Source organism: Streptomyces sp. NPDC091376 (genome assembly GCF_044757085.1).
Lineage (GTDB): Bacteria > Actinomycetota > Actinomycetes > Streptomycetales > Streptomycetaceae > Streptomyces > Streptomyces pratisoli.
The window spans coordinates 59,496-86,115 of the sequence record NZ_JBIVUF010000019.1 but is presented as its reverse complement, the minus strand read 5'-3'; the positions used below and the strand labels follow the sequence as shown (position 1 = coordinate 86,115).

Annotated in this window: 14 protein-coding genes and 2 pseudogenes; 8 read left to right on the top strand and 8 right to left on the bottom strand. The window is 64.0% G+C overall.

The features are described 5' to 3' along the window. Positions 1–1,358: 1,358 nt before the first annotated feature. The 3 genes and pseudogenes from ACIQMR_RS31720 to ACIQMR_RS31710 form a co-directional block, all read left to right on the top strand. A pseudogene (locus ACIQMR_RS31720) lies at positions 1,359–1,652 on the top strand (IS110 family transposase); the annotation flags it as partial. A 22-nt stretch (positions 1,653–1,674) separates the two neighbouring features. After that, positions 1,675–2,061 (top strand): annotated as a pseudogene (locus ACIQMR_RS31715) (transposase); the annotation flags it as partial. Between the two features lie 275 nt (positions 2,062–2,336). Continuing rightward, positions 2,337–3,488, top strand: a complete 1,152-nt coding sequence (locus ACIQMR_RS31710) for a hypothetical protein (RefSeq protein ID WP_401394580.1) — start codon at positions 2,337–2,339, stop codon at positions 3,486–3,488. A 293-nt stretch (positions 3,489–3,781) separates the two neighbouring features. Here ACIQMR_RS31710 and ACIQMR_RS31705 read toward each other — a convergent pair whose 3' ends face one another. From ACIQMR_RS31705 to ACIQMR_RS31695, 3 genes are all read right to left on the bottom strand, one after another. Then, positions 3,782–4,723, bottom strand: coding sequence for a cation diffusion facilitator family transporter (locus tag ACIQMR_RS31705; protein ID WP_401394577.1), 942 nt, complete (start codon positions 4,721–4,723; stop codon positions 3,782–3,784). 510 nt (positions 4,724–5,233) lie between these two features. Continuing rightward, positions 5,234–5,971 carry a M1 family aminopeptidase gene (locus ACIQMR_RS31700; protein WP_401394574.1) on the bottom strand — a complete coding sequence of 246 codons (738 nt, stop codon included), beginning with the start codon at positions 5,969–5,971 and terminating at the stop codon, positions 5,234–5,236. Beyond that, positions 5,952–6,653: a hypothetical protein gene (locus ACIQMR_RS31695; protein ID WP_401394571.1), complete on the bottom strand. Its 702-nt coding sequence runs from the start codon at positions 6,651–6,653 to the stop codon at positions 5,952–5,954. Before ACIQMR_RS31695 ends, ACIQMR_RS31700 begins: the two co-directional genes overlap by 20 nt. Before the next feature lie 1,123 nt (positions 6,654–7,776). Between ACIQMR_RS31695 and ACIQMR_RS31690 the strand changes: the two genes are divergently transcribed. Further along, complete coding sequence (locus ACIQMR_RS31690) at positions 7,777–7,983, top strand: hypothetical protein (RefSeq protein ID WP_401394568.1); 207 nt, start codon at positions 7,777–7,779, stop codon at positions 7,981–7,983. A gap of 442 nt (positions 7,984–8,425) precedes the next feature. Here ACIQMR_RS31690 and ACIQMR_RS31685 read toward each other — a convergent pair whose 3' ends face one another. The 4 genes from ACIQMR_RS31685 to ACIQMR_RS31670 form a co-directional block, all read right to left on the bottom strand. Further along, positions 8,426–9,829, bottom strand: coding sequence for a hypothetical protein (locus ACIQMR_RS31685; protein WP_401394565.1), 1,404 nt, complete (start codon positions 9,827–9,829; stop codon positions 8,426–8,428). 502 nt (positions 9,830–10,331) lie between these two features. Beyond that, entirely contained in the window at positions 10,332–10,835 is a 504-nt protein-coding gene (locus ACIQMR_RS31680; RefSeq protein WP_401394562.1) for a hypothetical protein, read from the bottom strand. 617 nt (positions 10,836–11,452) lie between these two features. Beyond that, positions 11,453–12,922 (bottom strand): amino acid permease, encoded by a 1,470-nt coding sequence (locus ACIQMR_RS31675; RefSeq protein WP_401394559.1) that lies wholly within the window; start codon positions 12,920–12,922, stop codon positions 11,453–11,455. A 1,217-nt stretch (positions 12,923–14,139) separates the two neighbouring features. After that, complete coding sequence (locus tag ACIQMR_RS31670; protein WP_401394556.1) at positions 14,140–14,769, bottom strand: hypothetical protein; 630 nt, start codon at positions 14,767–14,769, stop codon at positions 14,140–14,142. A 1,758-nt stretch (positions 14,770–16,527) separates the two neighbouring features. Here ACIQMR_RS31670 and ACIQMR_RS31665 point away from each other — a divergent pair. Next, positions 16,528–19,122: a RiPP maturation radical SAM C-methyltransferase gene (locus ACIQMR_RS31665; RefSeq protein ID WP_401394554.1), complete on the top strand. Its 2,595-nt coding sequence runs from the start codon at positions 16,528–16,530 to the stop codon at positions 19,120–19,122. 566 nt (positions 19,123–19,688) lie between these two features. On the opposite strand, the gene ACIQMR_RS31660 is transcribed toward ACIQMR_RS31665, so the two are convergent. Next, on the bottom strand, positions 19,689–23,237 hold the full coding sequence (locus ACIQMR_RS31660; RefSeq protein ID WP_401394551.1) for a S8 family serine peptidase: 3,549 nt from the start codon (positions 23,235–23,237) through the stop codon (positions 19,689–19,691). Positions 23,238–23,314: 77 nt separating this feature from the next. Between ACIQMR_RS31660 and ACIQMR_RS31655 the strand changes: the two genes are divergently transcribed. The 3 genes from ACIQMR_RS31655 to ACIQMR_RS31645 all read left to right on the top strand — a co-directional run bounded on the left by ACIQMR_RS31655 (position 23,315) and on the right by ACIQMR_RS31645 (position 26,579). Continuing rightward, positions 23,315–23,827 (top strand): integrase core domain-containing protein, encoded by a 513-nt coding sequence (locus ACIQMR_RS31655; protein ID WP_401394646.1) that lies wholly within the window; start codon positions 23,315–23,317, stop codon positions 23,825–23,827. A gap of 545 nt (positions 23,828–24,372) precedes the next feature. After that, positions 24,373–24,615 carry a cold shock domain-containing protein gene (locus tag ACIQMR_RS31650; RefSeq protein WP_401394548.1) on the top strand — a complete coding sequence of 81 codons (243 nt, stop codon included), beginning with the start codon at positions 24,373–24,375 and terminating at the stop codon, positions 24,613–24,615. Positions 24,616–25,364: 749 nt separating this feature from the next. After that, positions 25,365–26,579, top strand: a complete 1,215-nt coding sequence (locus ACIQMR_RS31645) for a glycoside hydrolase family 3 N-terminal domain-containing protein (RefSeq protein ID WP_401394545.1) — start codon at positions 25,365–25,367, stop codon at positions 26,577–26,579. Positions 26,580–26,620: the final 41 nt, after the last annotated feature.

The window sequence follows — 26,620 nt, the reverse complement described above, 5'->3', positions numbered from 1 at the left end:
GCCGGAGTCCACGCCGGCACACGGGAGCGCTGTGCCCGAAGGGCCCGGACCCTGCCCGAAACGCTCACCAGCGACCTCCCTCGCCGACCGAGTCCATTCGCGCAGGCGAGCTCAAACTTCTCTTCGATCACACGTCGGCCCCGGTTCCACCGTGGGAAATTATCCGGGACTTCGCCGGATCCCGGGCCAAAGCGTCGGAGGGCGTCAAGTGGCCCAAGCCGAGGTCGGAGCCGACGCAGTAACCCCAGCCTGCTGCGGTGGTCGAACGCCTGGCCGAGCTCATGTTCTCGCCCCGTACCGGGAACGGGAAGTGACGCGTTTGGCGTCGCCGCGCAATGAGTCCCGCGTTGCGGGAGGGCGCGGATGGCCGTAATGGTCCGGTGAGCCGCCATCCGCGGGGGCACGCCTTGCCACACACGCCTACGACCGGCGGGTTTCCGCCATCCTGAAAGCGGCAGGTTCGACGCCTTCGAGCTGGAATGCGGGGTTCGCGTGCCGGGCGGGGGCGACGGGATTGCACGCTGGCCCGGGAGCGGTTTCCTCCGGTGTGGGCTGCAGCCAGCCCGCGGTGAATGGGGTTGTCAGTGACGGTGAGGGAAGGACGAATCATGCCTCAGGACATCACGTTTGCGATCCCCTTCAGCTCTCCGGTGAACCCGCATCAGCGGTATGCGCAGGTACGTCATCTCGTTTGGATGAGCGGAGTGGCTTGGTGCGCACTGAGGCTGGCATGCGGGATTACGTGTCCTGGGATCTGCCGCAGGCGGCCGCTCGGACGTACCCGTACGCGTCCGCGGACGATCTCTACTGGTTGACTGACCCTCCCCGAAGGCGACCAGGTGATCCCGGTCATCAACCCGATCGCCCCGGCGTTCCCCAGCACCGTCGTCACACAGGGACTGGCATACCAAGCGCCACTTCATTCGCGTCGGCCCTCAGTCTCGCGACGGACTTCTGCGTGACGTGGTACGCACTCGACGCCCTGCGCGCAGGTTTCCAGGCAGCCGGCATCGAGGATGCGACCCGGGGACCGACGTCGACTGCTCGTTCGCGAAGGCATGGGCCGACATGGCCCGCGCCGGGCAGGATGAATTCGTCCGGCATCGCGACCTGATCGAGCGGCTCATTGCAGTCGCCCGTCGCGACAACTACCTCACCGGCTTCCGACGTTGACGGGGTCGCTTCCTGTCCCCGTTATGTTTTTCGCGGTCCTGCAATGGGGCCGCTGGCCTCCGGGCCCGGTATGACTGTGTCCCTAAGAATGTGAGGCGGTCCGGGAGGACCGGGTGTGGCTGATGACTGTGTGCCGTTGATGGCTCAAGGGGAATGGCCGCCCGGTCCTTCAGGACGCTCCGACCGCCGGCTCGGCACCCATCACCAGAGCCTCCGGCAAGAGCCTGATCGTCCACCACCGCAAGGTGAAGAACCAGCGACTGGCCGCAGTCGGCTACGTCTGGTCCTTCGCCGCTCTGTCCGGATCCCGCGGAGCTCGCGGCCACTACGACCGCCGTCGAAATGTCGGGGACCGGCACACAGCCGCCCCGCGCAACCTCTTCAACCGGCTCCTCGGCCAACTTCACCACTGTCTCATCACACGCCAGAACTACGACGAGAACACCGCCTTCCCCGCCCCGCTACCGGCCGCGGCTTGACGCCATAGACCGATCGGATGTCTCGATGCCGGGAGTCGGGGTCAGGACCGCCGCCGTCCTGCTGGTCACCGTCGGCGACGGAAGCGGCTTCCCCAGCGCCGCCCACCTCGCCTCCTACGCCGGCCTCGCCCCCGCGACAAAGTCATCGGGGACCTCGATCCACGGCGAGCACGCACCGCGCGGCGGAAACCGGCAGCTCAAACGCGCGATGTTCCTCTCCGCCTTCGCCTGCATGAACGCCGACCCCGCCTCCCGCGCCTACTACGACCGGCAACGAGTCCGCGGCAAACGACTCGCCCGCCAACGCATCAGCGTCCTGTTCGCCATGCTCCGCGACGGCACTTCTACGAGTCCCGGACCCCCACCGTCACCCTCGCGGCATGACCATCCCCAACAGCCCCATACCTAGCGCCACGTCCTTGACGAAGGACATAGAGACACCCCCCGGATCTCCGGTCGCCCATGCTCCGTCGGCGGTGAGTCTGCGTTCACTGTTTTTCAGGCTCTTCGCGATGTTCTTGGGCAGCCTTGCAGGCAGTGAACCAGGTCCACCGTCTGCCTCGATGCTTCTGCCTCTTTACTTGAAGGCGAAGTTCACTTCTGCAGTCAGTCACAGTGAGACACCTGCCCAGGGTGTCTCATGCGGCGAGACGTTGTTCGATACCTGGAGAGGCCAAGAATCGCATGGAAACGTCGTACGCAGAAATCAAGGCGGAGATCACGGAAGTTTCTCCAAACCCGTCGACTGGGGACTGTTGGCTCGCCGCCAACTGGCTGGTATACGGGGAGGTAACCGGCTGCGTGGTTCAGTGCACCCGTACGACCGAGCGAGTTTGGAACTCGGACGCACAAGATTGGAACGTCACTGAAAATGAATACTGGCGGGCCTGGCGGGTGGAAGGGGACCAGGTCATGTCGAATGTAAACCCACATGATTACTGGTGGCGTGCTAGCGATGATTCCGCGGCGGGGTCATTCGAGGTCTCGGCTGATGTCTACTGGGTGGACAGTGCCACGCCGGAAGCGATTGGTTTCGTCAACGAGGGAGAGGAATGGGTGTCGCTCCAAGTGCCCAACTCCGGCCTTCTGGGAGAGCCAGTACTCAAGCGGGCGTACGAATGGTGCTGGGGGAGTGGCGAAGGGTTCAAGAGGAAGAGCCATGACGCGAATCGCTACGATGTTACCTCTGGCCAGAGTCGCCGAGCCCGGCAATGGGCGGTTTCCGAAAATCTACGTCACACCACTTTTTACCATGGAACGAACCTCGCGGCTGCGAAGGCGATCGAAGAGCAGGGATTTAAGCTCGGCGTCAAGGAGGGTATCAACGCCCAGGGTGAGGGTATTTACTTGACAAAGAATCTGCAAGATGCGTGGAGCTGGTCAGCCGGTGCAGTTGTGGTCGCGAAATATATAGGCCAGAAGGATATCGTGAAGATGGCGGTCCAGTCGGAATACGGATGCGATGACATCTACGTCGTGACATCCAGCAAGACCACGCATGACACCCTGCCTGCAGACGCGAACCAAAAGCAACTCACCGACTTTGCCGCAGAGAATGGATTTGGTGGAGTCTACATGCTTCGAGCCGAGCGGCAGTGGCTTGTGGTAGTGGACCCCGAGGATGTTCAAGTGGTGGAGGTACTGAAGAAGGAAGAGACTTCTTCCCGGGAGCGCCACGCCAATCTCGAGGACGACGACCTAGCGGCACTGGTGGCTGAATTTAAGGCGCGAGAAAAGGCGAAGATGGAAGCAAAGGCGCGGGAGAAGGAAAGGAAGAGGAACGAGCAGTATTGTAGTGACTCCGACTCCGACAATGGAGGCGGAATCTTCTTCTGATAAGATTGCCGTAGCCCTCGAACGTCGATGCACTGACGTTGGTTATGCCCCGGAAGCACAGTCCGTCTGTGCTTCCGGGCCATTTCGACCAGTGCGGCCTTATGCGCTGTTGTCGCTGAACTGCACGCGGCGCGGATTCCGCCGCAAGGACGGCTGTCTGCACCTGGCGGACGGCATCGTGCTGACCGTGGTTGTGGTTCCGCGAAGCCGTCGGGCCACACATCCTGGGAGAAATCAGCTGAACTCCAGGTCCTGAGGGCCGATGTGTCGATCCCTTGCCTGCAACAGGTCCCTCAGTGGCAGTAGCCCGCCTCGTGCTCGGCATGGGCGCTGGGCTCCAGCTGGAACGTGCAGTGCTCGACGTCGAAGTGCGAGCCGAGGCAGCTCTGCAGATCGTGGAGCATCTTCTCGTGGCCCACCACGTCCAGGAAGTCGGGCGCCACCACCACGTGCGCGGACAGGACCGGCATTCCGGAGGTGATCGTCCAGGCGTGCAGATCGTGGACGTCCACGACGCCCGGCAGGGCCTGGATGTGCTCACGTACCTGGGCCATGTCGACGTTCTTCGGCGCCGCCTCCAGCAGCACGTTCAGTGTCTCCCGCAGCAGCTTGAGCGTCCGTGGCACGATCATCAGGCCGATCACCAGCGAGGCGATCGGGTCGGCCGCCTGCCAGCCGGTGGTCAGGATCACGGCCGAGGAGATCAGCACCGCCACCGAACCGAGTGCGTCGGCGAGGACCTCCAGATACGCGCCGCGCACGTTGAGGCTCTCCTTCTGCCCCCGCTTCAGCAGGAACAGCGACACCGCGTTGGCGGCCAGACCGACGAGGGCGAAGGCGATGGCGACCCCGCCCTTGGTCTCGGCTGGGGTGATGAAGCGCTGGATCGCCTCGTACAGCAGGAAGCCGCCGACGCCGAGGAGCAGTACGCAGTTCGCGAGCGCGGCGAGGATCTCGGCCCTGGCGAGGCCGAAGGTGCGCTTGGCGTCGGCCGGGCGGCCGGCGAAGTGGATCGCGAGCAGCGCCATCGCGAGACCGAGGCCGTCCGTGGCCATGTGCGCGGCGTCGGCGATCAGGGCGAGCGAGTGGGCCAGCACACCGCCGGCGATCTCCAGGAACATCACGCCGAGCGTGATCGCCAGGGTGACGCGCAGCCGTCCCCGGTAGGCGGCGGCCGCGGTCCCCGTCGGCGGGCGGCCGCCGTGCGTGTGTCCGTGGTCGTGCCCTGCTCCCATGCGACAAGCCTCCTGGAACGCGTAGTGGATGGTCCGTCCGGGTCGGTCCGTGTGCACAGGCGGGGAGTGGCCCCACACGCGCGGGTCGGTGTCGTCGTGTGCCTCAGGCCCGTGGTGGCGTCGGCTGGGCAGCGACTCAGCGCATCGTCGTCGCTACGGGCCCCGGAGGCCCATAGCGACGCCCGAGTGTCAGTTGGTGCCTCTGAACCGGGCGACCTGCCAGTCGGGCGGGAGGATGACGTCATCGGCCAGGTGGACGACGGGCGTACAAGCGGAGACCTTCGCCCATGGACCATCCCTCGAGGGCGTTGTGACTTATGCAGGACAATTGTGGTTTCCCGTCGCGAGAAGAACCCTCATCCGACCGGCCTCACGCATGGCTGACGCACTTCCCCGCCGATCAGCCCCGGCCCGTATGCCCGTTGGTTCGGACAGGAAGGTGTTGTCAGGCCGGGACCGAACGGTCCGACTCGGGCGAAGGGCCGGGGGACCGTCCCTCGTACCCGCGGATCAGCCAGGGGTGCCGGCCTCCAGAAGGGGCTTGATCGAGGGATCCTCGGCAAGGATCACCGCGGGATCCTGAGCCCGCGAGGTCACCGCGCCCGGCTTCCAGTCAGGGTGCCCCGGCATCTCCGGCGTGATGGTGCCGTAGAGCCAGTCCTTCAAGAAGGTGCCGGTATCGTCGCCCGCGACCTGCTCGGCCACCCGGATATAGTCGTCCGTGCTTGCGGATTTGTCCTTGTAGTCCTTGATGAATGTCGTCTCGATCTGATGGAACTTCTCCTCGCCCACCTTCTGCTGGAGTGCGTAGAGGGCCAGGGGACCGCCGAGATAGGCCTGGTTGCTGTAGATCGCGGACTCGTCCTTAGGCCGGGCCACAGGCCCATACATCTCACGGTAGGAGTTGCCTGCCTGATAGGCGAGCTTCATGGCCTCCTCCATGGTTTTGGCACCGTTTGCGGACTGCCAGCCCTTCTCGTAGCGGTAGCTCAGCCCGTAGTAGTTGGCGTGACCCTCGCTGAGCCAGTTGTCGGACCATGTCTTCGGCGTGATGCTGTCCCCGAACCAGGCGTGCGCCAGTTCGTGCATCATGTGCGGCGCGATCAACTTTTCGTCGGTCGCGTTGGCCAGGTAGGCGGGGTTGTAAAGAGTGAGGGTCTGGGTCTCCAGCCCCGTGAAATTGAAGGGCTGACTCGCCGAGGTGTCGGCAGCCAGGATGCCGTACGTCTCAAGCGGGAACGGACCCAAGGCGGTCGGGAGCGGAAATCCACTTGAGCTGGCCGGGGGTGAGACCGAGCGCGTAGACGAACTTGCTCCCCGCGTCCCGCGGGACGACGTCCCGGATGGGCACACCATCGACGGCGGGCTGATCGACGATCTTGTAATTGCCGGCGGCGATCTGAACAAGCTCCGTGGGAATGGGATGCTCGCTTTTGTACCGGTACGTTGTGAAGCCGTCCTCGGTCGTCTGTCCTGTCTTCAGGCCGCTCGCCACGCCGATGTCATCACTATTGCTGGGCACCGAGACGCTGAAGGTGAAGTCCGCCTTGTTGCTGGGAACGTCGTTGCAAGGGAAGACGGTGTGCGCACCGTCCGGCTGCGCGGCGACGGCGAAGCCCGCCTTGCTACCCGTCTTGATCCAACCTCGGCCCCCGGCTTGAGGGTCCACGCTGTAGTCGACCTTGACTTCCATGGCGTGGCCCGCTTCGAGTGGTGTCTTGGGGGTCACCGCAAGCTTTTCCTTTGCGGCGTCGAGACTGAAGGCTGCCTCCTGGCCGTCCACGCTCACCGACGTGACGTGAAGGCTCGCCGCGTCGAGGGTGAAGGAACTCAACGCCTCGGATGTCTTGGCCTTGATGACCGTCGTGGCTGAGACCGGAGCCTGCTTGTCCTGCGGCTGATAGCGCATTGCCAGGTCGTAGCTGTCCACCCTGTATCCCTTGTTCCCCAGATTCGGGTAGAGGGGGGAGGGCTCGGCACCGGATGGCTTCTTCCCAGTCTGGTGCGCCAACGCCAACGCACCGGTGGCGGGGGCTATGAGAACGGAAGCGGTTGCGGCAACGGAGACAGCGATACGGAATAGACGGTGCACGGCACTCCTCTGCTCAGGGCCTCGACCCAGAACGAGGCCGTTCCCGCTCCGTGGGAGGCTGTCCACACGAGACTGCCTCCCATGGTCGATATCTCCGGCGGACGAGGTACCCACTGATCGGTGGACGCGCCGGATGACTGAGGGAACGAGAGCGCCGCAGCCTGCCACGCCACTCGACACCGATAGCCGCCCACTCCGCGCCTCCCGTGGTCTCACCTCTTCGCAAGGACGGCCCCGTTTCCCACGCCCTCGTCGCCCCCGGCCAGGAAGCACCTGTCACACCGTCAGGTGGGCCGCGGTGGATCGACCCTTGGCCGTACAGCAACTCCGCGAAGCCGCCCGCGCGACTACCCCAGAACTGCCGCCCCACGCCACCGCCGCTGCCTGGAGCGGGCGCTGCGCGGAACCACCCGCCCTGGGAACGCGCCGGCGTCCTGTACGGACTCGGCTGTTCGGCACTGCTCACCGAACCCGCCACCGCCTACGAGCCGCACTGGACGAGTCCGTCCTCGACTGGGTCCTTTGCGAAGTCATCACCTACCGCCCGGCACAGGCATGCGGCCACTCGGACCGCATGGCCGAGATCACCGAATCAACCGCCCTTTCCCGCGGCCCGACTGACAGCCCGCGGCACCGCGGAACGGTACATCCCTCGGACTCCGCGCCTGGGGCGCCATGGTGCGAGGCGAACCCGCACCCACCGCACGCCACTGGGCCGAAGGAGCGCTCGGCAAGGCCCTCACCCGGAACGGCAAGAACTGAGCTTCGTAGTCCGTCCTGGCCGCCATGTCTTGCGATCAGTCCGGCTGCGCTGAACGACTCTTCGCCGAAGGCATCGCCGAATGCGAGACCAAGGGATCGCATGGCGCCCCCCGTTCTTCGGCTACCTGCTCCTGGCTGCATTCGCTACCGTCGCGGACGCCTAGACGAAGTCGAGACCCTCGTACGCGGCGGACTGCCGGTGGCCGACGGGGTCGGCCACCGGGTGCCGGGCCAGTACTTCGCCATCGGCATCCTCATCGAGATCCTCCTCCCCGCGGTCGCGCCCACGAGGCCGGAGAACTTGCCATCACCTACCGGCAACATCGTGCCCAACGCCGTGGTGTATCCCGACTTCCATACCGTCCACAGCGAACTGCTCCTCGCTCTCGGCCAACACCGCGCCTGAGCCGGGCCGGCCGAGGAAGGCACTGTCCGCGGCGTTGGACGTCAAGGACTGTGCCGCCCACCGCGACGCCATACCGGGCACGAGCGAGGCCCGGGCGGCCACCGCCCGGCACACCCCGCGCAAACAGCGCCTTCAGCCGCTCCGGATTCAACCGTCGGAGTGCCTTGCCGATCGCGGCCGTTGTCGGAACCCGCCAGGGCCTTTCCCGCTGCCGCCCATTCCGGGACCCGCGTCAGCGGCCCGGCCGCCTCGCGAACCTCTCGTTCTTCCGTGTCACCGCACCAACGACGAGGGCTGTCACTTCTCCCCTTGCGAACGGCAGCGACGCATATGTACGGCCCGGATGCCCGTCAAAGGGGCGCGACCTGACGGCGATCTGGGTCTGTCGAGTGTCTGGTGAGCGCCACACACGAGCGGGCCGGTACGAGGTCACAACAAACTCTCAGGATGCTCTCCATGCATCGAATTCTGCTGTGGCAGCGTTCAGCAAGTCCAGTGAATTTTGGAGGGATTCGAAGGTTTTATCGACCACTTGGATCCCCTTGGCCAGATCCTCCAAAATGCTCGCGGGTATGAGATACGTGTCCGAATGGCTTGCTTCAAGCTGTTGCGCATACGCCTGAGAAAGAGTCCAGTCCCCCTCGACGATTCCGGCACTCATGAGAGTGTCCCGGAGGCTCCATAGAATGTGGGAGCATCGACCGAGCATCCCCACGGTAGCGGATCCCTGGTGAAGCCAGTCGGTGGCCCAATTGACGTCGAGTTTGGGTGCCTCCGAAGGTTCTACTTTCTTCCAAGCTGTTGTGCAAGCCAGGATCGAGTCGCGATGACCCAAACCGCCTGCGTTGAATTCTATATTAACCGAGGAGAGGCTGGTTAATGCGCGGGCGGTCCCATCGTGCGCTCGCGTCATCAACCTTGCGAGTTCGTCCAATCGATCATTCCCCCCTTCCTCTGTGAACCCCAGTGCCTTGAGTTCCACCTCGCTCTCTTGTATCTCACCTATTCGCTGCATGGCGAGCTGGAGAGTCGCCGTGAGGGATTTGAGCGCGTCCTCCTCATCGGAAAGCGTCACCCAAGAAAGGCAAAGAGCACTGTCAACCTTTTTCAACAACCCCGGACCCTTCGCCGCCGCCGCCGCCGCGGCAGCTGCATTCTCTCGATTCAGCTCCTTGAGTTGAAACTCGAGTCCGCCTATTATGTCGACGAGTGAACCGTATTCGCTCATGAATTCCTGGGTTCTTGTTGCGTAGGCCCTGAGGTCGGCGATTCGGCGTTCGCCCACGTGGAACAATGCGTAAAGCTGTTTCATGGAATTGCCGGCAACTCGCCCATCGCGCACCGGTGCCACCACGGGATCGATACGAGAAAGTCGATCCCTTGCGGAGTCCAGTAAGGAGTCGAGCGCCTCGGAAGCGTCGGCGAGCATCCTTAGATTCACCTTGTTGAAGAATTCAAAGTCCGGTGCGGTGGTGACGCCGAATTCAAGCTTTCCTCTGATCGGCTCTATTAGCCCCTGCGCATCCTTGAGGACTTTATCTGCGATCTCGGAAGCCTTTCTGAAATCGCCCACGATCCCTTTCGCGTCATTGACGGTTTTCTCCTCGAAGGAGATCAGGAAGGATTTGGTGTCCAGTTTGCCCTTGATTTCCTTTGCTATTTTTTGCATGCCTGGCAGGATGGATTCCTCCATCGCCTTGACGTGCTTGATGAAGTCTGTCAGGGCCTTGTCCGACTGCGCGAAGATCTCGACCTTCTTCGGCTGGCGGCGGGGATTCGCTTCCATTGTTCTCTCCTCGATGTTTGGCGAATACGCGCTCCTGGCTGATTTCAGATGGGTGCGCATGGTTGGCCATGCTGAAATGGGCGGTGTGAAGGAGGGTGAAGTCGGTCAGCTGTTCGTGCACGGTTTCACCGACTTGCTCAGTCTTGCCGCGGATCGGGTAATGGAGCACAGGCCTCGTGTCAGTCAGAGGCTCGGGTGTTGAGCGATGTCTGAAGTCCCCTGTTCGTTACCACGAGGGTCTCGTCTCGTTGGTTCCTTAGGGATACGGAACTTCCTACCGATCGGCGGCGCCTGTGCCGCAGTTAGCACCCGGTTTTCCATCCAGCCGCGCACAGTCGCTGTCCGAGGTACCCGGCCAGCTCATCCAAGCAGCGCGGGAACAGAGGGCACCTCGCCGCCTCTGCCCTAACCGGGGATGTCCCGCGTCGCGGAACGTCCCCGGGGAAGCAGGAGCAACCCCGTTAAGCCGAAGCCGGTTGACGAACAGACAGGAGCCTCTCCCGTCGGGGACTGATGTCCTCTGGCCTACGGGCGGTTCTGGGGCCATCGGTGGCTCCGCAGATCAGCGCGTGTCGCCGCCGCTCTCAATGACATAGTCGTCATTGGCATCGATGTCGATGTCGATTACTCGGTCGTGCTCGTCGTCGCTCTCGTTGATCCAGCGGTCCTGGACCTGCCCGTGGGTGTACTGGGCACCGTTGTCATTCTCAAGAAGAACATCATTCTCCTGGTACCACGCGACGACCTGAGGGTTGACCTGCTGGTCAAGCGCGATCGCCTCCAACTCCTCGGCAGTGAGCGCTTCCTGGTGGTGGAGAGGCGGGGCGGCATCGCCGGTGTGGAGGTCTGCCCGACAGATAGGGCATTTGGGATTCGTCTGCAAGAGGTGTGTAATGCAGTCCTCGCAGATTTGCAGTTCCTCGTGGTCGCCAATACTCCAATATCCGCTATCGTCTCCAAATTTCCAGGACCCGTACAGAGTGCAGCATGTGAAACAGAGTTTTGGGTGATCTATGTGAGCGAGCTTCCTTAGGTGGACGCACTCGCTTGGTAGTGGCATGGTCATGCTTGATTCCTCATCTCGGAGTTCGCGCCGTCGGCCGAGCGTGTTATCGGGCGCCTTGGGTGCGAGAAGTTCCCCTGCCGGGGACAGGTCCGGTGTCGGCGCGGAAAACCACTGCCGAAGTCACTCTCGACCATAAGGGAGAAAAAGTTCCGGTGGCGAGGAGCGGAGGTAGACGGTCGTGCTGATCGTATTGCCCAAAGAGTCCGGTCGGTGAGGGCTTATCGGCTTCGCGATGGTCGGTGGATTCGAGTGCGAGGCTGTCGTGCCCATGCTTGCGGAACAAGCGTCGCTTCCGTTCTCGGGGGTGTGGCCATAGAAAGAACCCAAGTGGGTCGAGCGATCCTGATGGGGCAATTTTGGGAGTTGCCCCGCGTCCGGACCAACACCGGCCCCACCGCTCCCGCCCCGGCGGACGCCGGTTTGGTCAAGCTTTGGGGCGGGGCAGGGCGGAGCCGTAGAAGGCGCCGGCTCGAAGCACCAGTGGCCGAGTCGTCGCGGGATGTCGAGCGGCCAGGTGTCCCTGCCAACGAGAGCGGCGGTCCTAAAGCCACACTCCGCCCCCTGGGCGAGCCAACCCTATGAATCTCGCTCAACCCGACCAAGAAGGTAGGACGGTCTTAGCCGGTTGGCCGCTCGGGGCAGGAGTCCTGGCGCTCGGCGGCGATCCGCCGGACCCGGTTGCGGACCGTGAACCAGCCGCCGACGAGGGCGAGCGCGATCAGGGGCAGGCAGTCAATGGTGGTGCGGCTGATGCCGCCGTCCATCCACATCAGGACGAGGACGGAGGCGAGGAAGACCAGCGTGACGATCTGCGTCCAGGGGGCCCAGGGCAGCCGGTATGCCGGGCGGGTGAGGCGGCCTTCCTTGGCGCGTTTCACGAACAGCAGCGAGCAGACCATGATCATGCCCCAGGTGCCGATGACACCGATGGAGGCGAAGTTTAGGACCAGTTCGAAGGCCTTACCGGGCATCACGTAGTTCAGGACGACGCCGACGATGCCGAAGCCCGCGGTGAGCAGGATGCCGCCGTAGGGGACGCCGCCCTTGTTCATCACGCCGGTGAACTTGGGCGCGGAGCCCGAGATCGACATCGAGCGCAGGATCCGGCCGGTGGAGTAGAGGCCGGAGTTGAGGCTGGAGAGGGCGGCGGTGAGCACGACGAGGTTCATGATGCTCGCGGCGCCGGGGATGCCTAGTTTGTTGAAGACGGTGACGAAGGGGCTCTGGTCGCCGGTGTAGGCCGTGTACGGCAGTAGCAGGGCGAGCAGCACCACGGAGCCGACGTAGAACAGGGCGACGCGCCACATGATCGAGTTGATCGCTTTCGGCATGATCTTCTCGGGGTTCTCGGTCTCACCGGCGGCGACACCGCACAGCTCGACTGCGGCGTAGGCGAAGACGACGCCCTGGATGAGCAGCAGCATCGGCATGACGCCGTTCGGGAAGATGCCGCCGTGGTGAGCGATGGTGGACAGGCCCGGGGTGTGGCCGCCGACGTCGTGCTGGGTGACGACGAGGAAGATGCCGATCAACATGAAGAGCAGCAGCGCGCCGACCTTGATGATCGCGAACCAGAACTCCATCTCGCCGAAGTACTTCACCGAGATCAGGTTGGCGGTGAGGACCACAGCGAGGGCGATCAGCGCGAGGACCCACTGCGGGATATTGCTGAACATGGCCCAGAAATGGGCGTAGGTTGCGGCGGCGGTGATGTCCGCGATGGCGGTGGTCGACCAGTTCAGGAAGTACAGCCAGCCCGCGGTGAAGGCGCCCTTCTCGCCCATGAACTCGCGGGCGTAGGAGACGAAGGCGCCGGAGGAGGGCCGGTGGAGGACCAGCTCGCCGAGCGCGCGGACGACGAAGAAGGCGAAGATGCCGCAGAGGGCGTACGCGATGAAGAGCGAGGGGCCGGCGTTGGCCATCCGGCCGCCCGCTCCGAGGAAGAGGCCCGTACCGATGGCGCCGCCGATGGCGATCATGTTGATGTGCCGCGACTTGAGGTCCTTGCGGTACCCGGCGTCTCCGGCATCGACGTGGGGGGTGCCGGCGACAGGCGTATCGGCCGCAGTCATGGTGCGGTCACTCATAAGGTGTTCGCCTTCGTGAGGGGGCGTGCGGTACCGGGTCTACGTCTGGCAGGCCCGTGCCGGGGGAGAGGAAGCCTCGCGGCTCGGGACTCAATGGAGCGGGCGCTTCCCGCACAGGCAGACAGTCGGCTCCTGACGGATGCTCGGTGTGCTGCACATTGCGGTTCGAGCCAGCGCTTCCAGAGTGCCGAGCGGACGCCCCCAGTACTGTCAGCCGATCGGCCCCTGGCGGGGGGGAACGGCTCTAGCCAGAGAGGCTGACGGGCCCGATAGCCGTGCCGGCAGTGCGTCGGGGGATGGGGACCCAAGGCGCACAGCTGTGGGGCAGAACAGGAACGGAGAGCCTGTGTAGAGGGGCGGGGTATCGAGCTGGCCGCCGTCACGTGGTTTCACACCCGGGCGAGTCATACGAGGCTGCCCTGCGGCGTCGTACTCCAACACACGCTCTGTGTTGGGAGGGCGGCGCGACGAGTGTCACCGTCAGTGTTGAGGGTCGAACCGCTTCTTCCAGTGGATGATTCTCCAGGTCCCGATGAGGATCATGGGAATGACGGGGAGGAAGGCGAGGTGCGGACCGGCGAGGCCGAGCGTGAGCCCGATGGCGAAGAGGGAGACGGCACAGGCTCCGCAGCCTCCGAGGACGACAAGGCCAGCGGTACCGACGCGTTCGAGGGACCACCGCCCTGCGTCTGGGCATCGCCCGAGGCCGAGCAGGTCCTACAGCGCTTCACCCGCGGCGGTCCCAAGCACCCCACCTACCAAGCGATCGGGGAAATGGGCCGGGCGGTGCGCACGGCGTTCGTATCAGTTACGTGGAATCTGGCCGCAGCGGAGATTGTCTCCCTGCGGTACGACCACGGACTGAGGAGATGTGTTGGGCACGGTGGTGCTGGAGGAGAAGTGGCCAGTGCTCGCCCCGTCGGCCGACGTGAAGTCGGGCGATGCCGTTCCGGTGAAAGTGGTGGTCCAACCGAAGGCATGGAGCGCCGACGACAGAGGCACCGTGCCGAGGATGCTTCCAGCCATACCGAGGGTGCCGGTCAGCTGTCTGAGCATGGGCACGCGGGCAGGCGACTGCCAGGCCACGATCAGTCGAATGGCGCTGATGAAGACGATGCTGTCTCGCCTTCCGCGCCAGACAGAGCCGCGACCGAGCGGCCCTGGGGCGATTCCCGATGAAGTGCCCGCCCCGGACAGTCAACAGCCCTCCGTATACCTCAGCCGGCGAAGGAAAGCACGGATTCCCTCACGTACCTGTACGGGAGGGGAGGGATGGAGAGGGGGTTCTTCTGAAGGAGAAGCGACTCTGCGTGCCTGCGTCGAAACGCGTCGACACCTCCCTCGCCCTCTGCCTTCACGATCAAGGTGTCCACTCCTGCCAGGTCCACGCTGTGCCCGACTTCGAACCCCAAATCGGCATACCGAGGAGCCAGCCGCTTGTGCACACCTTGCAACGTCCCCGCGAAAAGGTCGGGATGAAACCGCTCACAGGTTTCGACGATTACCGCCGAGAGAAGCTGCTCCGTTATCTGTCGACCACGGAATTCCCTGTCTTCGGCTCTCCTGCCAAGGTGTACCGCGAGACGACTTCCATTAAATCCAAGTCGGGAAATCCAAGGGTTACCCTGGGGATATATGTACGCAGAGATCGCAGCTACAGGGCGCTCCCCGTAGTAGGCGAGCAAGTGCAGTCCGGAGATATCTCTGTGATCCTCGATTATCTGCTCCGGGAAGTTCTGCTCTCGTACGAAGATCTTGCGCCGCAACTCCTTTATGTCACGCCCGCAGTATTTCCAATCGGCCCACCTGGCATGCAGGGCTTCGTTCTTGGCGGAATGTGAGCGCATGATCCCTCCGAAGTGACATCTTCGATACCGGCGTCAACAGAGAAAGCGGTAGATCAACCGTAATGGAGTGCCCCCTCTGCCTGATCGGCCAGGCGACTGCTTCACTGGCCCACACCCAGAGCGCCAAAAGGGGCATCCGTTCGTCCAAGCGTCCTGAATTCCATCCCCCCGATGAACCACCGATCGACCTACGCCAACCTCTTGCCTTCCGGCCTCCGCCAGGGGAACGAGCACGTCCTCGGCCCGGAGCCGTTAAGCGCGGTGGCGTGTCGGCGCGGTTCGATCGCCGCGGCGTTCAGGCTCAAGGCCTCCCCGGCCCGGGGAGCTGGCGCTGAGTGTGACGGCATGTCCCCAGAGTTGAGAACCAGCGGGCAGCGGCCCGCCAGTGCGCGTTCGTGCCGCTGCCCGCCCAGCGGCCAGCACATGTGCCATGGGTGCCGGTAGGACCGCCGACCCCAGTCCCCCGCCGTGCCCGTGGCCCGCGCCATTCAACGTCGGCCAGCAGCAGGGTGAACCCGGCACCGTGAGCGAGCGCTCCGGCCGGCGTTGCCGTGACCGAACGGCATGGGTTGCCGAGCGCCGGGGCGAGGAGCACTTACGGTACGGGTGGGCGCATACAGGACGCCTCCTGAGGCGGCCCGTGTCAGTTGTTCACGGGGCCGCCGCCCAAGCCCGGAACCCGTCGAGGGCCGTTGATCCGTCGCCAGCGGGTGATCGCCGGGCGAGGAGCTCAGGTGGGTGCAGACGACGATGATGTCGACGGGCTGCGGTCAGGTTGTGGATGCGTCCGGGCAGACTCGGAGATCCCTACGAAGCTTGCCTATGAGACCGATGATGAGGTGCATCATGTTCGCTCTGTGATGGCGGTGTTCGTTGTTGTAGTCGGCCCGGCCCGCCCGACTCGGTCGCGCTCGGCGAGGGTGCCGCTGAGCAGCGTGCACTCGCCCACTTGCTTTGCGGGTGCTCTGCAGGCGAGCAGGGCGGTGATCGTAGGGATGAAGGCGTGAGGGGGCGCTCGCACTGATGCCGAAGCCAGAGGTGATCCGGGTCAGCGCAGTGTGATGGTGCACGTAGATCAGTGCGACGATCACGCGCCGGGACGGGCGGAGATCGTATCTGCGGTCACCCTCCCGGTGGCGATCGGTGGCGCCATTCCGCGAGTGCGCGCGGCAGGTCCAGTACTGCAGGATGGATAATCAACGGGGCGCTCTGGGCGAGGAGTTGGCGTATGAAGCGCCGCTCTCAAACACCCCGAAGGTCATTGGGGATTCCTCGTGTCCTCTGACGAAGCGCCCACAGTTTCTATTCAAGTAGATCCCTGAAAAGGATCGTTGTTCCTCACGGTCACCCAACTCGTCGCTTGCGTCGGCGGCTTGACACGGCATGGGTATATGGGAGTGGTGTGATCGTGGCTGCTCGCGGCAGGCGGAGCGTAGCCGGGAAGCGTAGAGTGGGGATTCGGTCCTCACGGAAGGAAAAGATCATGCGCAAGCATGTTACCGAGGGTGATCCTGACAAGCGGAAGGGGCAGCGTTCCCGGAAGGACGCGGCACTGGATTCCGGAGACCTTGGTCGGCCGGCGGAGAGGGCCGCGTCGAACAGAGAAGAGAAGAAGGACTCGACCGAACGCAGCGAGGGAGGATCCGAGTAACGGGACATTCGAGAGCGCAGGATACTCACTCTTCTCGGAGCGTGTTTCACCTGCGGTGAGAGCGTCGAGGGGGAGACACCGAACAGTTCACCGGATAGGTGATTCTGATGAAAGTGCTTCTTGCCAACATGCCATGGGCCCCTGTTGACCTGCCCTCTCTGGCGCTCGGTATTCTGAAGACGTCCGTCAATGAGTATGGTCCAGGCAGTGAGGCCCAGGTGTTGCATGCCAATCTGGACTATATCGACTGGATCTGCTCGAAAACGGACTTCGATTCAAATGACTACGAGTATTACTCCTTCTACTCCTACTTCCTCGGGATTGGTGACTGGGTATTCTCCTCCGCGCTCTATGGGGATCCGGGATGGCGAGTTGAAGAATTCAAGAAGGAGATGGCGGGCGAGCTCGAGGCCGGCCTGGTCGAGAAGACTCTGCAGCTGCACGCCCTCGCACCCGAATTTGTTCGGCACATTTCCGAGAAGATAGTTGCCTCTCAGCCTGACGTGGTGGGGCTGACGGCGATGTTTCAGCAGGTCACCGCGGCACTGGCGGTCGCCAGGTATGTCAAGGAAATCGATCCTCGTATCCGAACGGTGCTGGGCGGTCCCAGTTTTGATGCCGAGCAGGGCGCGGCGACGCACCGGAACTTCCCGTTCGTGGACTATGTAGTTCGCGGGGAAGGTGAGGTGGCCTTTCCGCAGCTCCTCGACGTGGTAGCCGGAAATCGTTCACCAGAAGTCATAGGATCTCTCTGCTGGAGAGACTCGTCCGGCCGTTCCATAGCGAACAGCATACCTGTGGGTCCGTTGCCGCCGAGCGCTCTCCTGCCGCCCGATTTCGATGGCTATACGGATCGCCTCGATGCGTCCGCTGCGCGATCCTGGGGATCACCCTGCCTTGTTCTGGAGGGATCACGCGGGTGTTGGTGGGGCGAGAAGCATCAGTGCACCTTCTGCGGCCTGAACGGGTCGTTCATGCAATTCCGCAGCAAGGCCGGTGAAACCTTCTATACGCAGATCGTGGACCAGTTGAGGCGCCATCGGATCCTCGACGTGTCAATTGTCGACAACATCCTGGATATGCAGTACTTCGGTTCCCTCCTCCCGTTGATAATCGATAGTGAATATGATGTTCGATTCCATGTTGAAGTGAAATCGAATCTGCGCAGTCACCAGCTTCGCCTTTTGTCGGATGCAGGGATGACTTTTGTGCAGCCCGGGATCGAGAGTCTCAGCAGCCGTGTTTTGCGTCTGATGGACAAGGGGGTGACCGGATGTCAGAACGTCAGGACACTCCGCGATGGGCAGACGGCGGGACTCTCCATAGCGTGGAACTACCTGCACGGTTTCGCGGGTGAGGAATCTCTGGACTATGACAGCGTCGTAGACCAGCTCCCGGTCCTGCATCATCTCGAGCCGCCTATGGGCCAGTCGGGGCGGATCACTATCGAGCGGTTCAGCCCTTATTTCGAGAAGCCTGAACTTGGGTTCTTCCCGCTGAGGCCCGCCAAGTCCTATCGAGCCACCTACGACTTGCCGGAGAATGAGCTCTTCGATCTCGCCTATGTATTCGACGCGCCGAATCGAGGAATCGGATCCGACGTGGTGGACAGGCTCAATGCCGGACTCCAGGAATGGATAGACGCCTATCCTTCGAGTCGCCTCGTGTCCGTGGACTTCGGAGACCGTATTGTTCTGATAAACGGCCGTCGGTCATTCCCGTGGAGTGAATACGAAGTCAAAGATCCACTGGAACTTGCCGTATTCCGACTGCTTGAGCAGCCGCGGACCATCGAAGTGCTGAAAAGGAAAGCCAGGGAAGAGCTTCCCTCGATGGAACTCGTAGACGCACGAGTGCGGTCTTGTATAGCCCGATGGCAGGAACTCGGGATCATCTTCGAAGACGATGGAATGTACATACATGTGGTTCCCGAGGCCAACAACCAAGAACTGCTCAAGCTGAACTGCCTGGAGCGGGAGAGCGCCGCTAGTGAAACGAGTCGTACAGAAAGCAGAAACCATCGTCCGACCCGGAACGCGGCCAAGCCTGTGAAGGAGAGAACCGGCGCAGGCTCGCCCATGACCGTCAGCTGCTGGAGAGACTACTCCGTAGTGAGCCGTTCTCTGAAGGGAATGAGCCTGGGCGATGTCGAGATCTCCGGGCCCTCGGCGGCAAGTGCGGTGTTCCTGTGGGAGAAGGGTGCCCGATGTGTTCGGATGCCGGAGCCGATCTCGTTCACCCCGGAAGAAGGTGCACCTGACTCCGTCTATGCACTGGACCTCGTAAGGGACTTCACGTCTTTGGGTATGTGCGTCGAATGGGAAGTGAGCCTAGGTGAAGAGGCGCCGCCATGGCAGACTCTGAGCCATCTTTACCCGCCCGGCGCAATGGAAGGAATCGAAAACGCTGAAGAAACGCTTGAGGTGTGGCGATCTGAATACTACCTCGGTAGATGTGCCTGGATGAAAGGCCCCGGGTTCATTCAGATACGGGACCGAAGGTGGGGCGGTCTCAACCGCTTCATTCTCACTGATCCGCATGAGGTAGGGGCGATCGAAACGTTCGACGTACAGGACACCGCGGTAGAAGTCCCGCAGTCCTTCACCGAATCCCTCACTGCGGAACACCTGGTGATCAAGATCGCGGACCGGGCGTGGTTCGCCCCCTACAGAATGCGCAGACGGCCGCAACACGCTTGGTAGCGACGTCACGGGCCGTTGACGCCACGAACAATGGCGTAGCCGCGGCTACGGCACGGTGCCGTCGACAGGCGAGCCAGTGCGGGACGTGGTCGCGATCCGGCTACGGGGGATCGACAAACCAGGGCCTTGACCTCGCCTACTGCTCGCCCCTGCGGCACGCTCTCGGTCGTCCTCCGCCACCTGGCCGGCACAGAGGAAACCACGCCCATCCGGCCGGTCGACCCACCGCTCGTTCAGGGACCTGACGGGATGGTGCGGTTGCCTCAAGTGCCTCTTGCCACCAGGCGTCGTTCGGCAGGCCGTGGAGCGCCGGCGTCGACGCTCAGTTCGTGTCGCGGGAGGAAGAACGTGCGTGAATCGAGCGGTCGTTGCCCACGCCGACCGCACCCTTACCGTGGACCGCTGGTGAGGGCGAGGTGGGGTGGCCCGCGGGGTATGCGTCACGCGTCCTGCCCGGGCGTGAGAGCGTCTGGACGCAGTGCGGCCCACACGCTGTAGTGGGCCGGTGCCCCTTCCCGGTTGGGCAAGTGGACACCGGCCCTGTGGACCGTGCCGTTAGGGCACGGTCATGTCTTGTCGGGGCGTTCGGTCACCCGAAGGGTGTTGAGCAACGGTTTTCCGAAGCCCGTGTGGCTGACGAATCTGACGTTGAGTGTTCCGTCGGTGACGGTGACGGTGTAGGTGCGGTTCAAGGCCGTGTAGGTTCCGGCCTCCAGCGCGATGTCCAGGGCCGGGAGCACTTCGGTGCCCTCAGCGAGAACGTCGAATACGCGCTTGTTTGGTTTGGTGGAGGACAGCTCCGCGAAGCCGAGCTCTACGGTGTATGTACCGTTGGGCACGTTGTCGAACCGGTACTCGTACATGCCCTGGCGGGCATCGCGGAACAGTCGTTGGTCCTGTGTGCCCGCAATGGCGCGGCTGGTGGACTTCACCGAGGTGCTGCCTTGGTATCCGTACGAGCCCGGAGTGTACTTGCGGTCCGGGGACCAGGCGTCGGAGAGGGAATCGACGCCGGCCTTGTCGGATCCGGCGTCCAGGGCGACCTGGTAGCGCGGAACGACGACCTTGATGGGAACGGCCAGCTCCGGGCTTCGGCCACTCGCGGAGGTGATGCGCAGGCCGGTGGTCAGGACGGTGCCGGGGGCGACACCGGTGGTGTCGACGGCGAGGGTGAGGGCGCTGCGGCCGTCGGTGGGCAGGTCACCGGCGGCGGGGGTGACAGTCAGCCAGGGAGCCTCTTCGGTGGCGGTGTAGCTCGTGTCGAGGCCGGGATTGGTGAGGTCGACGGTACGCGTACGTTTCTGGTTCGGGGGCACCACCAACTCGACAGTGGACCTGGCCGCCGTCACCTTGCCGGTGCGCAGGGAACTGGTGAAGGCGGTGACGCCACCGGGCCGGATGTCCAGGGCGTTCTGCGCGGTCTGATAGGCGGGGGCGGTGACGCTCACGGTCGACGGGCCGGAGGGGGCCTGAACGACGTATCCACCATCGACGGCGCTGGTGGCGGTGACCGCTGTGTCGCCGGTCTTGACCGTGACGGTCGCTCCGGCGACGCCGTTGCCGTCGTTGGCGTCGAGGACCCGGCCGGAAAGAACACCGCTACGGGTGGTGCGGAAGGCCACAGACAGGCCGTCGGTGATCACCGGTGTGTTGAAGGAGTAGGCGAAAGCGTCGGTGCCGGTGGCGTTCTCGACACCGATCGTGGCGGAAGAGCCGCCCTTCAGGCCGGTTCCGCCGGTTCCGCGGTAGTGGTAGGAGACGGTTCCGTCCTCTCCGATGGCAGCGGAGAACGAGAACGTGTCGGCCTGAGCGGACCAGTGCGCGACATCGCGCCACTCAACCACCCAGGTGCGGTGCGGGGCATTCCCGGTGACCGACGTGAAGACGCCGGAGCTGGTGTCGGCGTCACCGACGATCAGATCGTCCCAGAACGCGTACAGTGCGGCGTTCGGGGTCGCTGTGCTGGGCAGGCCGCTGTTGATGTCGCCGCCGTGAGCACCACCGAAGCTGATCGTGCCGTTCGTGGAGATCCACGCCTGCTCGAATGTCTTGCCGTACAACGGCAGCGGGAAGGGAAGGGCCACCCGTTCGGTGGAGTTGTCACCTGTCAGGCCGATGCGCTGGTCGCCGCCCCGGTAGGGGCGGTCACTGGCCATGGCACAGGCGTATCCATAGGCGTCTGTGCGATCCGGCAGGGTGATCGCCGCGTGAGTGTCATCGGCGACGGTGACCCTGCTGGAGCCACTGGTCAGGCACCGGGACGGGTGCGCGGCCCGGACCTCGTACTCGCCGTGCGGGAGGGGCACCTCGAAGCGACCCTCGGCATCGGTGGTGGCGGTGACCGGCGTACCGACAACGGTCACTGCCGCGCCGGCAGCCGGCCCCGCAGAAGAGGACACGACACCGGTCAACCGGCCGGAAGGCGCCTGGGTAAGGGTGAAGTCGGCCGTCGCGGCCGCCCCTTCGACGACATCGACGGTGCCCGTTTCGCGGCTGTACCCGAACTTGGCTGCGGACAGGGCGTACGTGCCCACGGAGAGAGCGGGGAAACGGTAACTGCCGTCATCCTCCGTGGTCGTCGTACGGTCGATGGGACCGTCGGCGGTAACCGTTGCGCCGGCCACCGGCTCGCCACCGGAGCGAACGACACCAGTGGCCGACCCGACGGCGCCGCGCGGACTGGCCAGAACGGCCGCGAGAGCGTCCAGACGGCCCTCCCCGAAAACATTGTTGTCGGCGGCGGTTCCGCCACACGTGGTGTCATCGGTGTCGACGGCACTGCTGTCGAGCAGAGCCTCGGTCTGGGCGACGTCCCCCTCCAGGACGGGCGCTGCGGACCACATCAGGGCGACAGTGGCCGCGGTGTGCGGGGAGGCCATGGAGGTGCCGGAGAAGGATTCGTAACCGCCAGGAACGGAGGAGCGGACGTTCACCCCAGGAGCGGCGATGTTGGGCTTGATACCGCCCTGAGCCGCGCCGCGCGAGGAGAACGAGGCGATGGCGTTGTTGATGTCGAAGGCGCCGGAGCTGTAAGAAACCGGGTAGTCGCCGGGCGATCCACTGGTGGCGCAGCTCGGGCCGGCGTTGCCATTGGAGAACGCAGGGAAAATGCCGGCGGCACGCCAGGTGTCGACGACCTCGCGGTACCAGCCATTGCCTCCAGCACTGCCCCAGGAGTTGTTCACGATATGGGGAGCGAGGTCGGGACGCGGGTTCTGGCCGCCGGCATCGGTGGGAGCCACGATCCACTGACCGGAGGCGAGCAGGGACGCCTCGGAGCAGGAGTTTGACTCACAGCCCTTGGCAGCGATCCACCTTGCGCCAGGCGCCACACCGATCTTGTTGGTGCCTCCGTCGTCGCCGACCATCGTCCCCATGGTGTGCGTGCCATGGTCGTTGTTGTCACATGGGGTAGCGCCCGGACAAATCCCGGCGGGATCGAACCAGTTGTAGCCGTGACTGTAGGAGCCGTCGGCACTACGACCTCGGTAGGAGCCCACGAGGGCGGGGTGCTGGAAGTCGACGCCACTGTCGATATTGGCGATGGTGATGCCCTCACCGCGCACCCCCACGTCCTGCCAGACCCGGTCAGCCTTCACACGGTCGATGTTCCATTCGACGGCGTCGGTAGCCGGTTCCCGCTTCCCCTCCGCCGGCTCGGGGAGAAGGAGCCGATCGTCGGCATCGATCCGGGCGACGTCGGAGCGCTCGGCGAGACTACCGGCGAGCTTCTCGCCACCGGTGACACGCACCGCGTTAACGATCCAGAAGGAGGTGTACTCGGCGCCCGCAGCGTCCAGGACCTTCAACAAGGCCGCCTGATCGCGCTCGGCGTGATCCTTCTTGGCCCGGTAGACCGCTTCGGCCCTGGCCGCCCGAGTCTTCTGGCGCGCAGCCGCGCCCAGATCAGCGGTTTCATCGAGATAGACCCAGAACACGGCCTTGCCGGAGTCGTCGAACTGCGCCCGAAGTTCGGGCTCGATCTTGCGCTCGGCGGCAGTGACGGTCGATTCGGAGGGCTCCGCCGCCGACGCGACGCCGATGCCGGCCGGGAAGAGGAGGAGCGAGGTCAGCGCCGCGAGCGTTGCGCGTAACGGTCTGTTGCGTAAAGCCATGCAAGAAACTCCTTGTGAGGTTCTCGTGCACAAAGCGTGTGTGACAGGTGCGCGTCATCGTGATCGATGAGTGCGCCATGTACAAGAGGGCCTCCCTCGCGGCATCGACCTCACCGGCACACCGCCCCCCACGAGACGGGCACGAACAAGGCCCGCTCACGACACTCACCCGGCCCCACAAAAGCGGAACGGGAACAGCCCACGCTGCGATCGGCCATACTTTGGACCTAGTCCTACGCGATACCGCCCACGCGGCGGGCACGCGGAGTCGGACGATTCCGCAGGACCAGGCGCCGAACGGTCACGGAACGCAGAACGCGCTGATGAGCCCGCGGTTCGCGGCAAGCAGCCACGCACCAGGCAGCCGCTACGACAACGCGATGGCTGAGGCCCTGAACGGCACCTTCAAGGCCGAGCTGATCGAGATGCAGGGCCCCTGGAAGGACGCCGATCAGGTCGAGCGGGCGATCTTCCAGTGGGTCACGTGGCACAACGAAGAGCGCCTGCACTCCGCGCTCGACTACGTACCGCCCGCCGAGTACGAGGAAGCCTTCTGGCGGAGCCAGGAGCAAACCCCGCAGTCCGCCTGAAACAAGATCGCCGGACTCTACGAAACTCGGGGCAGCTCACGCCTCTCGATTCGGCCCCACGAGGCCTCGACAGGCTTCGTCGAGCGGTGGAGCGAGTCACCTGATCCTGACAGCGCCGTATCTGAGCATGGCGAAGCGCACCTCGAATACACCGACGGACGAGAGCACGCCGCGGCATGAAGCTCCCCTCACGGAGCTTCACGTCGTCGCAGCTCCGTGACTCTTGTCGTGAGAGCGAGGCGATCCGAGGCGTAGAAAAGCCAGATCGAGCCGGCCTATCGCATCGCATGAGCTCCTACCCCTGGAGCGCAACCGGTCCCCGTGCCAACCCAGAGGTCTACACCGGAGCCGGCGGGAGGCTCGTCGTTCCCACCTGGGCGCACCATAGGTTGCCCAATTAGGCATTGCGGCCACCGCGGGAGTGGGCGATAAATTGGTAATTGACCGTCACTACCCCTCTCAATGCGACGGTCGGCCGGCTCGTGTGAAGCTTGAAGAGCAGAGCACTGGCTGGTTCGGGGGTCAGTAGCAGTCTGGAGTATTACATGTCGGAACAGAATGTCGAGCGGGACGTGCTCGGCGCGGTGAAGTGGTTCAACGCCGAGAAGGGCTTCGGGTTTATCGCGCGTCAGGAGAAGAGTGCACCTGACGTGTTTGTGCACTACTCCGCGATTGCTGCGCAGGGCTTTCGATCACTGGAAGAGGGCGAGGAAGTTCTTTTCAACGTGATGCAGGGTCCGAAGGGCCCCCAGGCTGACAACGTTCGCCGGCAAGCCCCCAGCCGGTAATCGCTCAGCCGCATCGCTGCTGAACCGCCCCATAGTGTGCGGGCGGTGACGGGCGACGACGCCGCTTGCGAACAGCAGTGCCGTGTGGGTCAAGGGTCCGCACGCCGGCATGGGCCACCACCCGCAAACCACAGGTGACACGGGCGGAAACACGTCGAGCGAGGCCCTCGGAACGCCGAGCTGGAAAGGGTATGTCCCATCCCAGCTCGCCAGTCCGAGGGCCTCTTCGCCTGTCTGTCATCGGACAGTGAGCGAGGAGACCCGACACACACCGTGCCATCGCTCAGACAGGGCCGAATCAGACACACGTGACGATCGTGGGCAGTCATGTGATCCCGGAAGACTCACCCGACGAAATCGGAACGGTCTTTGCCTCCTGGCTTCGGGATCTTCCGCCAACTGGACTCAGGTCAGACTCAGTTTCCAGTGAGGCTTCGAATGCTTGCACGGCTCGTTCACCCCGGGTCAAGGGCTCAAGTCTGTCATCACCCCTCATTAGTCAAAGCCACGCTAAAGCCGACGCTTACGGGGGAGCGGGGCCCGCACCATCCGGCACGGTCCGTGGAACGGAAGGTATTCGATGTCCGAGCTGCTCAACGAGCTGATCGTGTACCGCCCCATGCCACCACTGCCGGAAGAGCGCGAGGCGAGCCCAGCCGAACGGAGGTACGTTTAGTCGTACCGGCTGCGTGACCCCTATCTCTCAAGAGACGCCCGGTCCGCAGTCCGCCGCAGCGGAAAGGGGCCACATGACAGCGCAGCAGGCACCCTGCCGTATCAAGAGGCGGAAAAGGCCAACATGGCCTGTCCCTGTGTTGACGCTCTCGTTGACGGCGATGTGTCTCGGCGGCGCGTATACCTCGCACGCCGAGGTCACAGAGGAACCCGCCTCGGCGAGTAGAGCCACGACCGGGAGCTGCGTCGACAGGGTTCTCGACGGGATGACGGGGCCTCAACGAGTAGGTCAGCTCTTCATGGGCGGAGTCGCGGCCTCAAAGCCCGACCAGGAGCGGATCCAGGTTCTGCGCCAGTACCACGTCGGGTCGGTCTTTCTCGCCGGCCGGAGCACGTCGGGCACGACGGCGACCAAGGCCCTGGTCGATGGGCTTCAGACCGACGCAGACACCGGTTCGCGCCATCGCGTGGGCCTGCTGGTCTCCACCGACCAGGAAGGTGGCCAAGTCCAGGTGTTGTCCGGTCCTGGGTTCTCGACCATCCCGAGTGGACTGGTGCAGGGAAGCTGGCCGACCGCGAAGCTTCGCAGCGCGGCCACGGTGTGGGCGAAGCAGCTCAAGTCCGCCGGAGTGAATTTGAACCTCGCGCCTGTAGCCGATGTCGTTCCGGCCGGCCTGGGCACGAACAATGGTCCGATCGGCCGGTACGACCGCGAGTTCGGCCATACAGCTACGACAGTGACCACGCACAGCAACGCGTTCGCCGCAGGTTTCGCCCAGGCCGACGTACTGGCCACGCTCAAGCACTTTCCGGGGCTCGGCAACGTCCGCGGCAACACCGACACCACGCCGAATGTGGTGGACTCGGTGACGACAAGCCAGAGTTCGAGCATCGTCCCCTTCACATCCGGGATCAAAGCGGGCGTGCCCTTCGTCATGGTCTCGCTGGCCACGTACACCAAGATCGACCCGCGGCATCAGGCGGTGTTCTCCTCGGCGGTGATCCAAGGGCTGCTCCGCAAGACGCTCGGGTTCAAAGGCGTGGTGATCTCGGACGACCTCGGAAACGCGGTGGCGGTAAAGGCGGTTCCCCCGACCGACCGTGCCTTGAACTTCTTGTCGGCTGGCGGAGATCTGGTTCTGACAGTCGAACCGAAAGTGATCCCGTCAATGGCCAAGGCCGTTCAGGACCGGATGGCGCGGGACGCGGCCTTCCGTACGCAGGTGGACCAAAGCGTCCGTCGCATCCTGACCGCAAAGCAGCGCGCGGGGGCGTTGTCCTGCGGCTGACCCAGGAGGGCCGCCCGCGCGCAAGCGACGACCAGCGACCA

What these genes read in the sequence shown, in the direction of transcription:
- ACIQMR_RS31710 (WP_401394580.1), top strand. Translation starts at nt 2,337, where the DNA reads ATGGAAACGTCGTACGCAGAAATCAAGGCGGAGATCACGGAAGTTTCT.
- ACIQMR_RS31705 (WP_401394577.1), bottom strand. Translation starts at nt 4,723, where the DNA reads ATGGGAGCAGGGCACGACCACGGACACACGCACGGCGGCCGCCCGCCG.
- ACIQMR_RS31685 (WP_401394565.1), bottom strand. Translation starts at nt 9,829, where the DNA reads ATGCGCACCCATCTGAAATCAGCCAGGAGCGCGTATTCGCCAAACATC.
- ACIQMR_RS31680 (WP_401394562.1), bottom strand. Translation starts at nt 10,835, where the DNA reads ATGACCATGCCACTACCAAGCGAGTGCGTCCACCTAAGGAAGCTCGCT.
- ACIQMR_RS31675 (WP_401394559.1), bottom strand. Translation starts at nt 12,922, where the DNA reads ATGAGTGACCGCACCATGACTGCGGCCGATACGCCTGTCGCCGGCACC.
- ACIQMR_RS31670 (WP_401394556.1), bottom strand. Translation starts at nt 14,769, where the DNA reads ATGCGCTCACATTCCGCCAAGAACGAAGCCCTGCATGCCAGGTGGGCC.
- ACIQMR_RS31665 (WP_401394554.1), top strand. Translation starts at nt 16,528, where the DNA reads ATGAAAGTGCTTCTTGCCAACATGCCATGGGCCCCTGTTGACCTGCCC.
- ACIQMR_RS31660 (WP_401394551.1), bottom strand. Translation starts at nt 23,237, where the DNA reads ATGGCTTTACGCAACAGACCGTTACGCGCAACGCTCGCGGCGCTGACC.
- ACIQMR_RS31655 (WP_401394646.1), top strand. Translation starts at nt 23,315, where the DNA reads ATGTACAAGAGGGCCTCCCTCGCGGCATCGACCTCACCGGCACACCGC.
- ACIQMR_RS31650 (WP_401394548.1), top strand. Translation starts at nt 24,373, where the DNA reads ATGTCGGAACAGAATGTCGAGCGGGACGTGCTCGGCGCGGTGAAGTGG.
- ACIQMR_RS31645 (WP_401394545.1), top strand. Translation starts at nt 25,365, where the DNA reads ATGACAGCGCAGCAGGCACCCTGCCGTATCAAGAGGCGGAAAAGGCCA.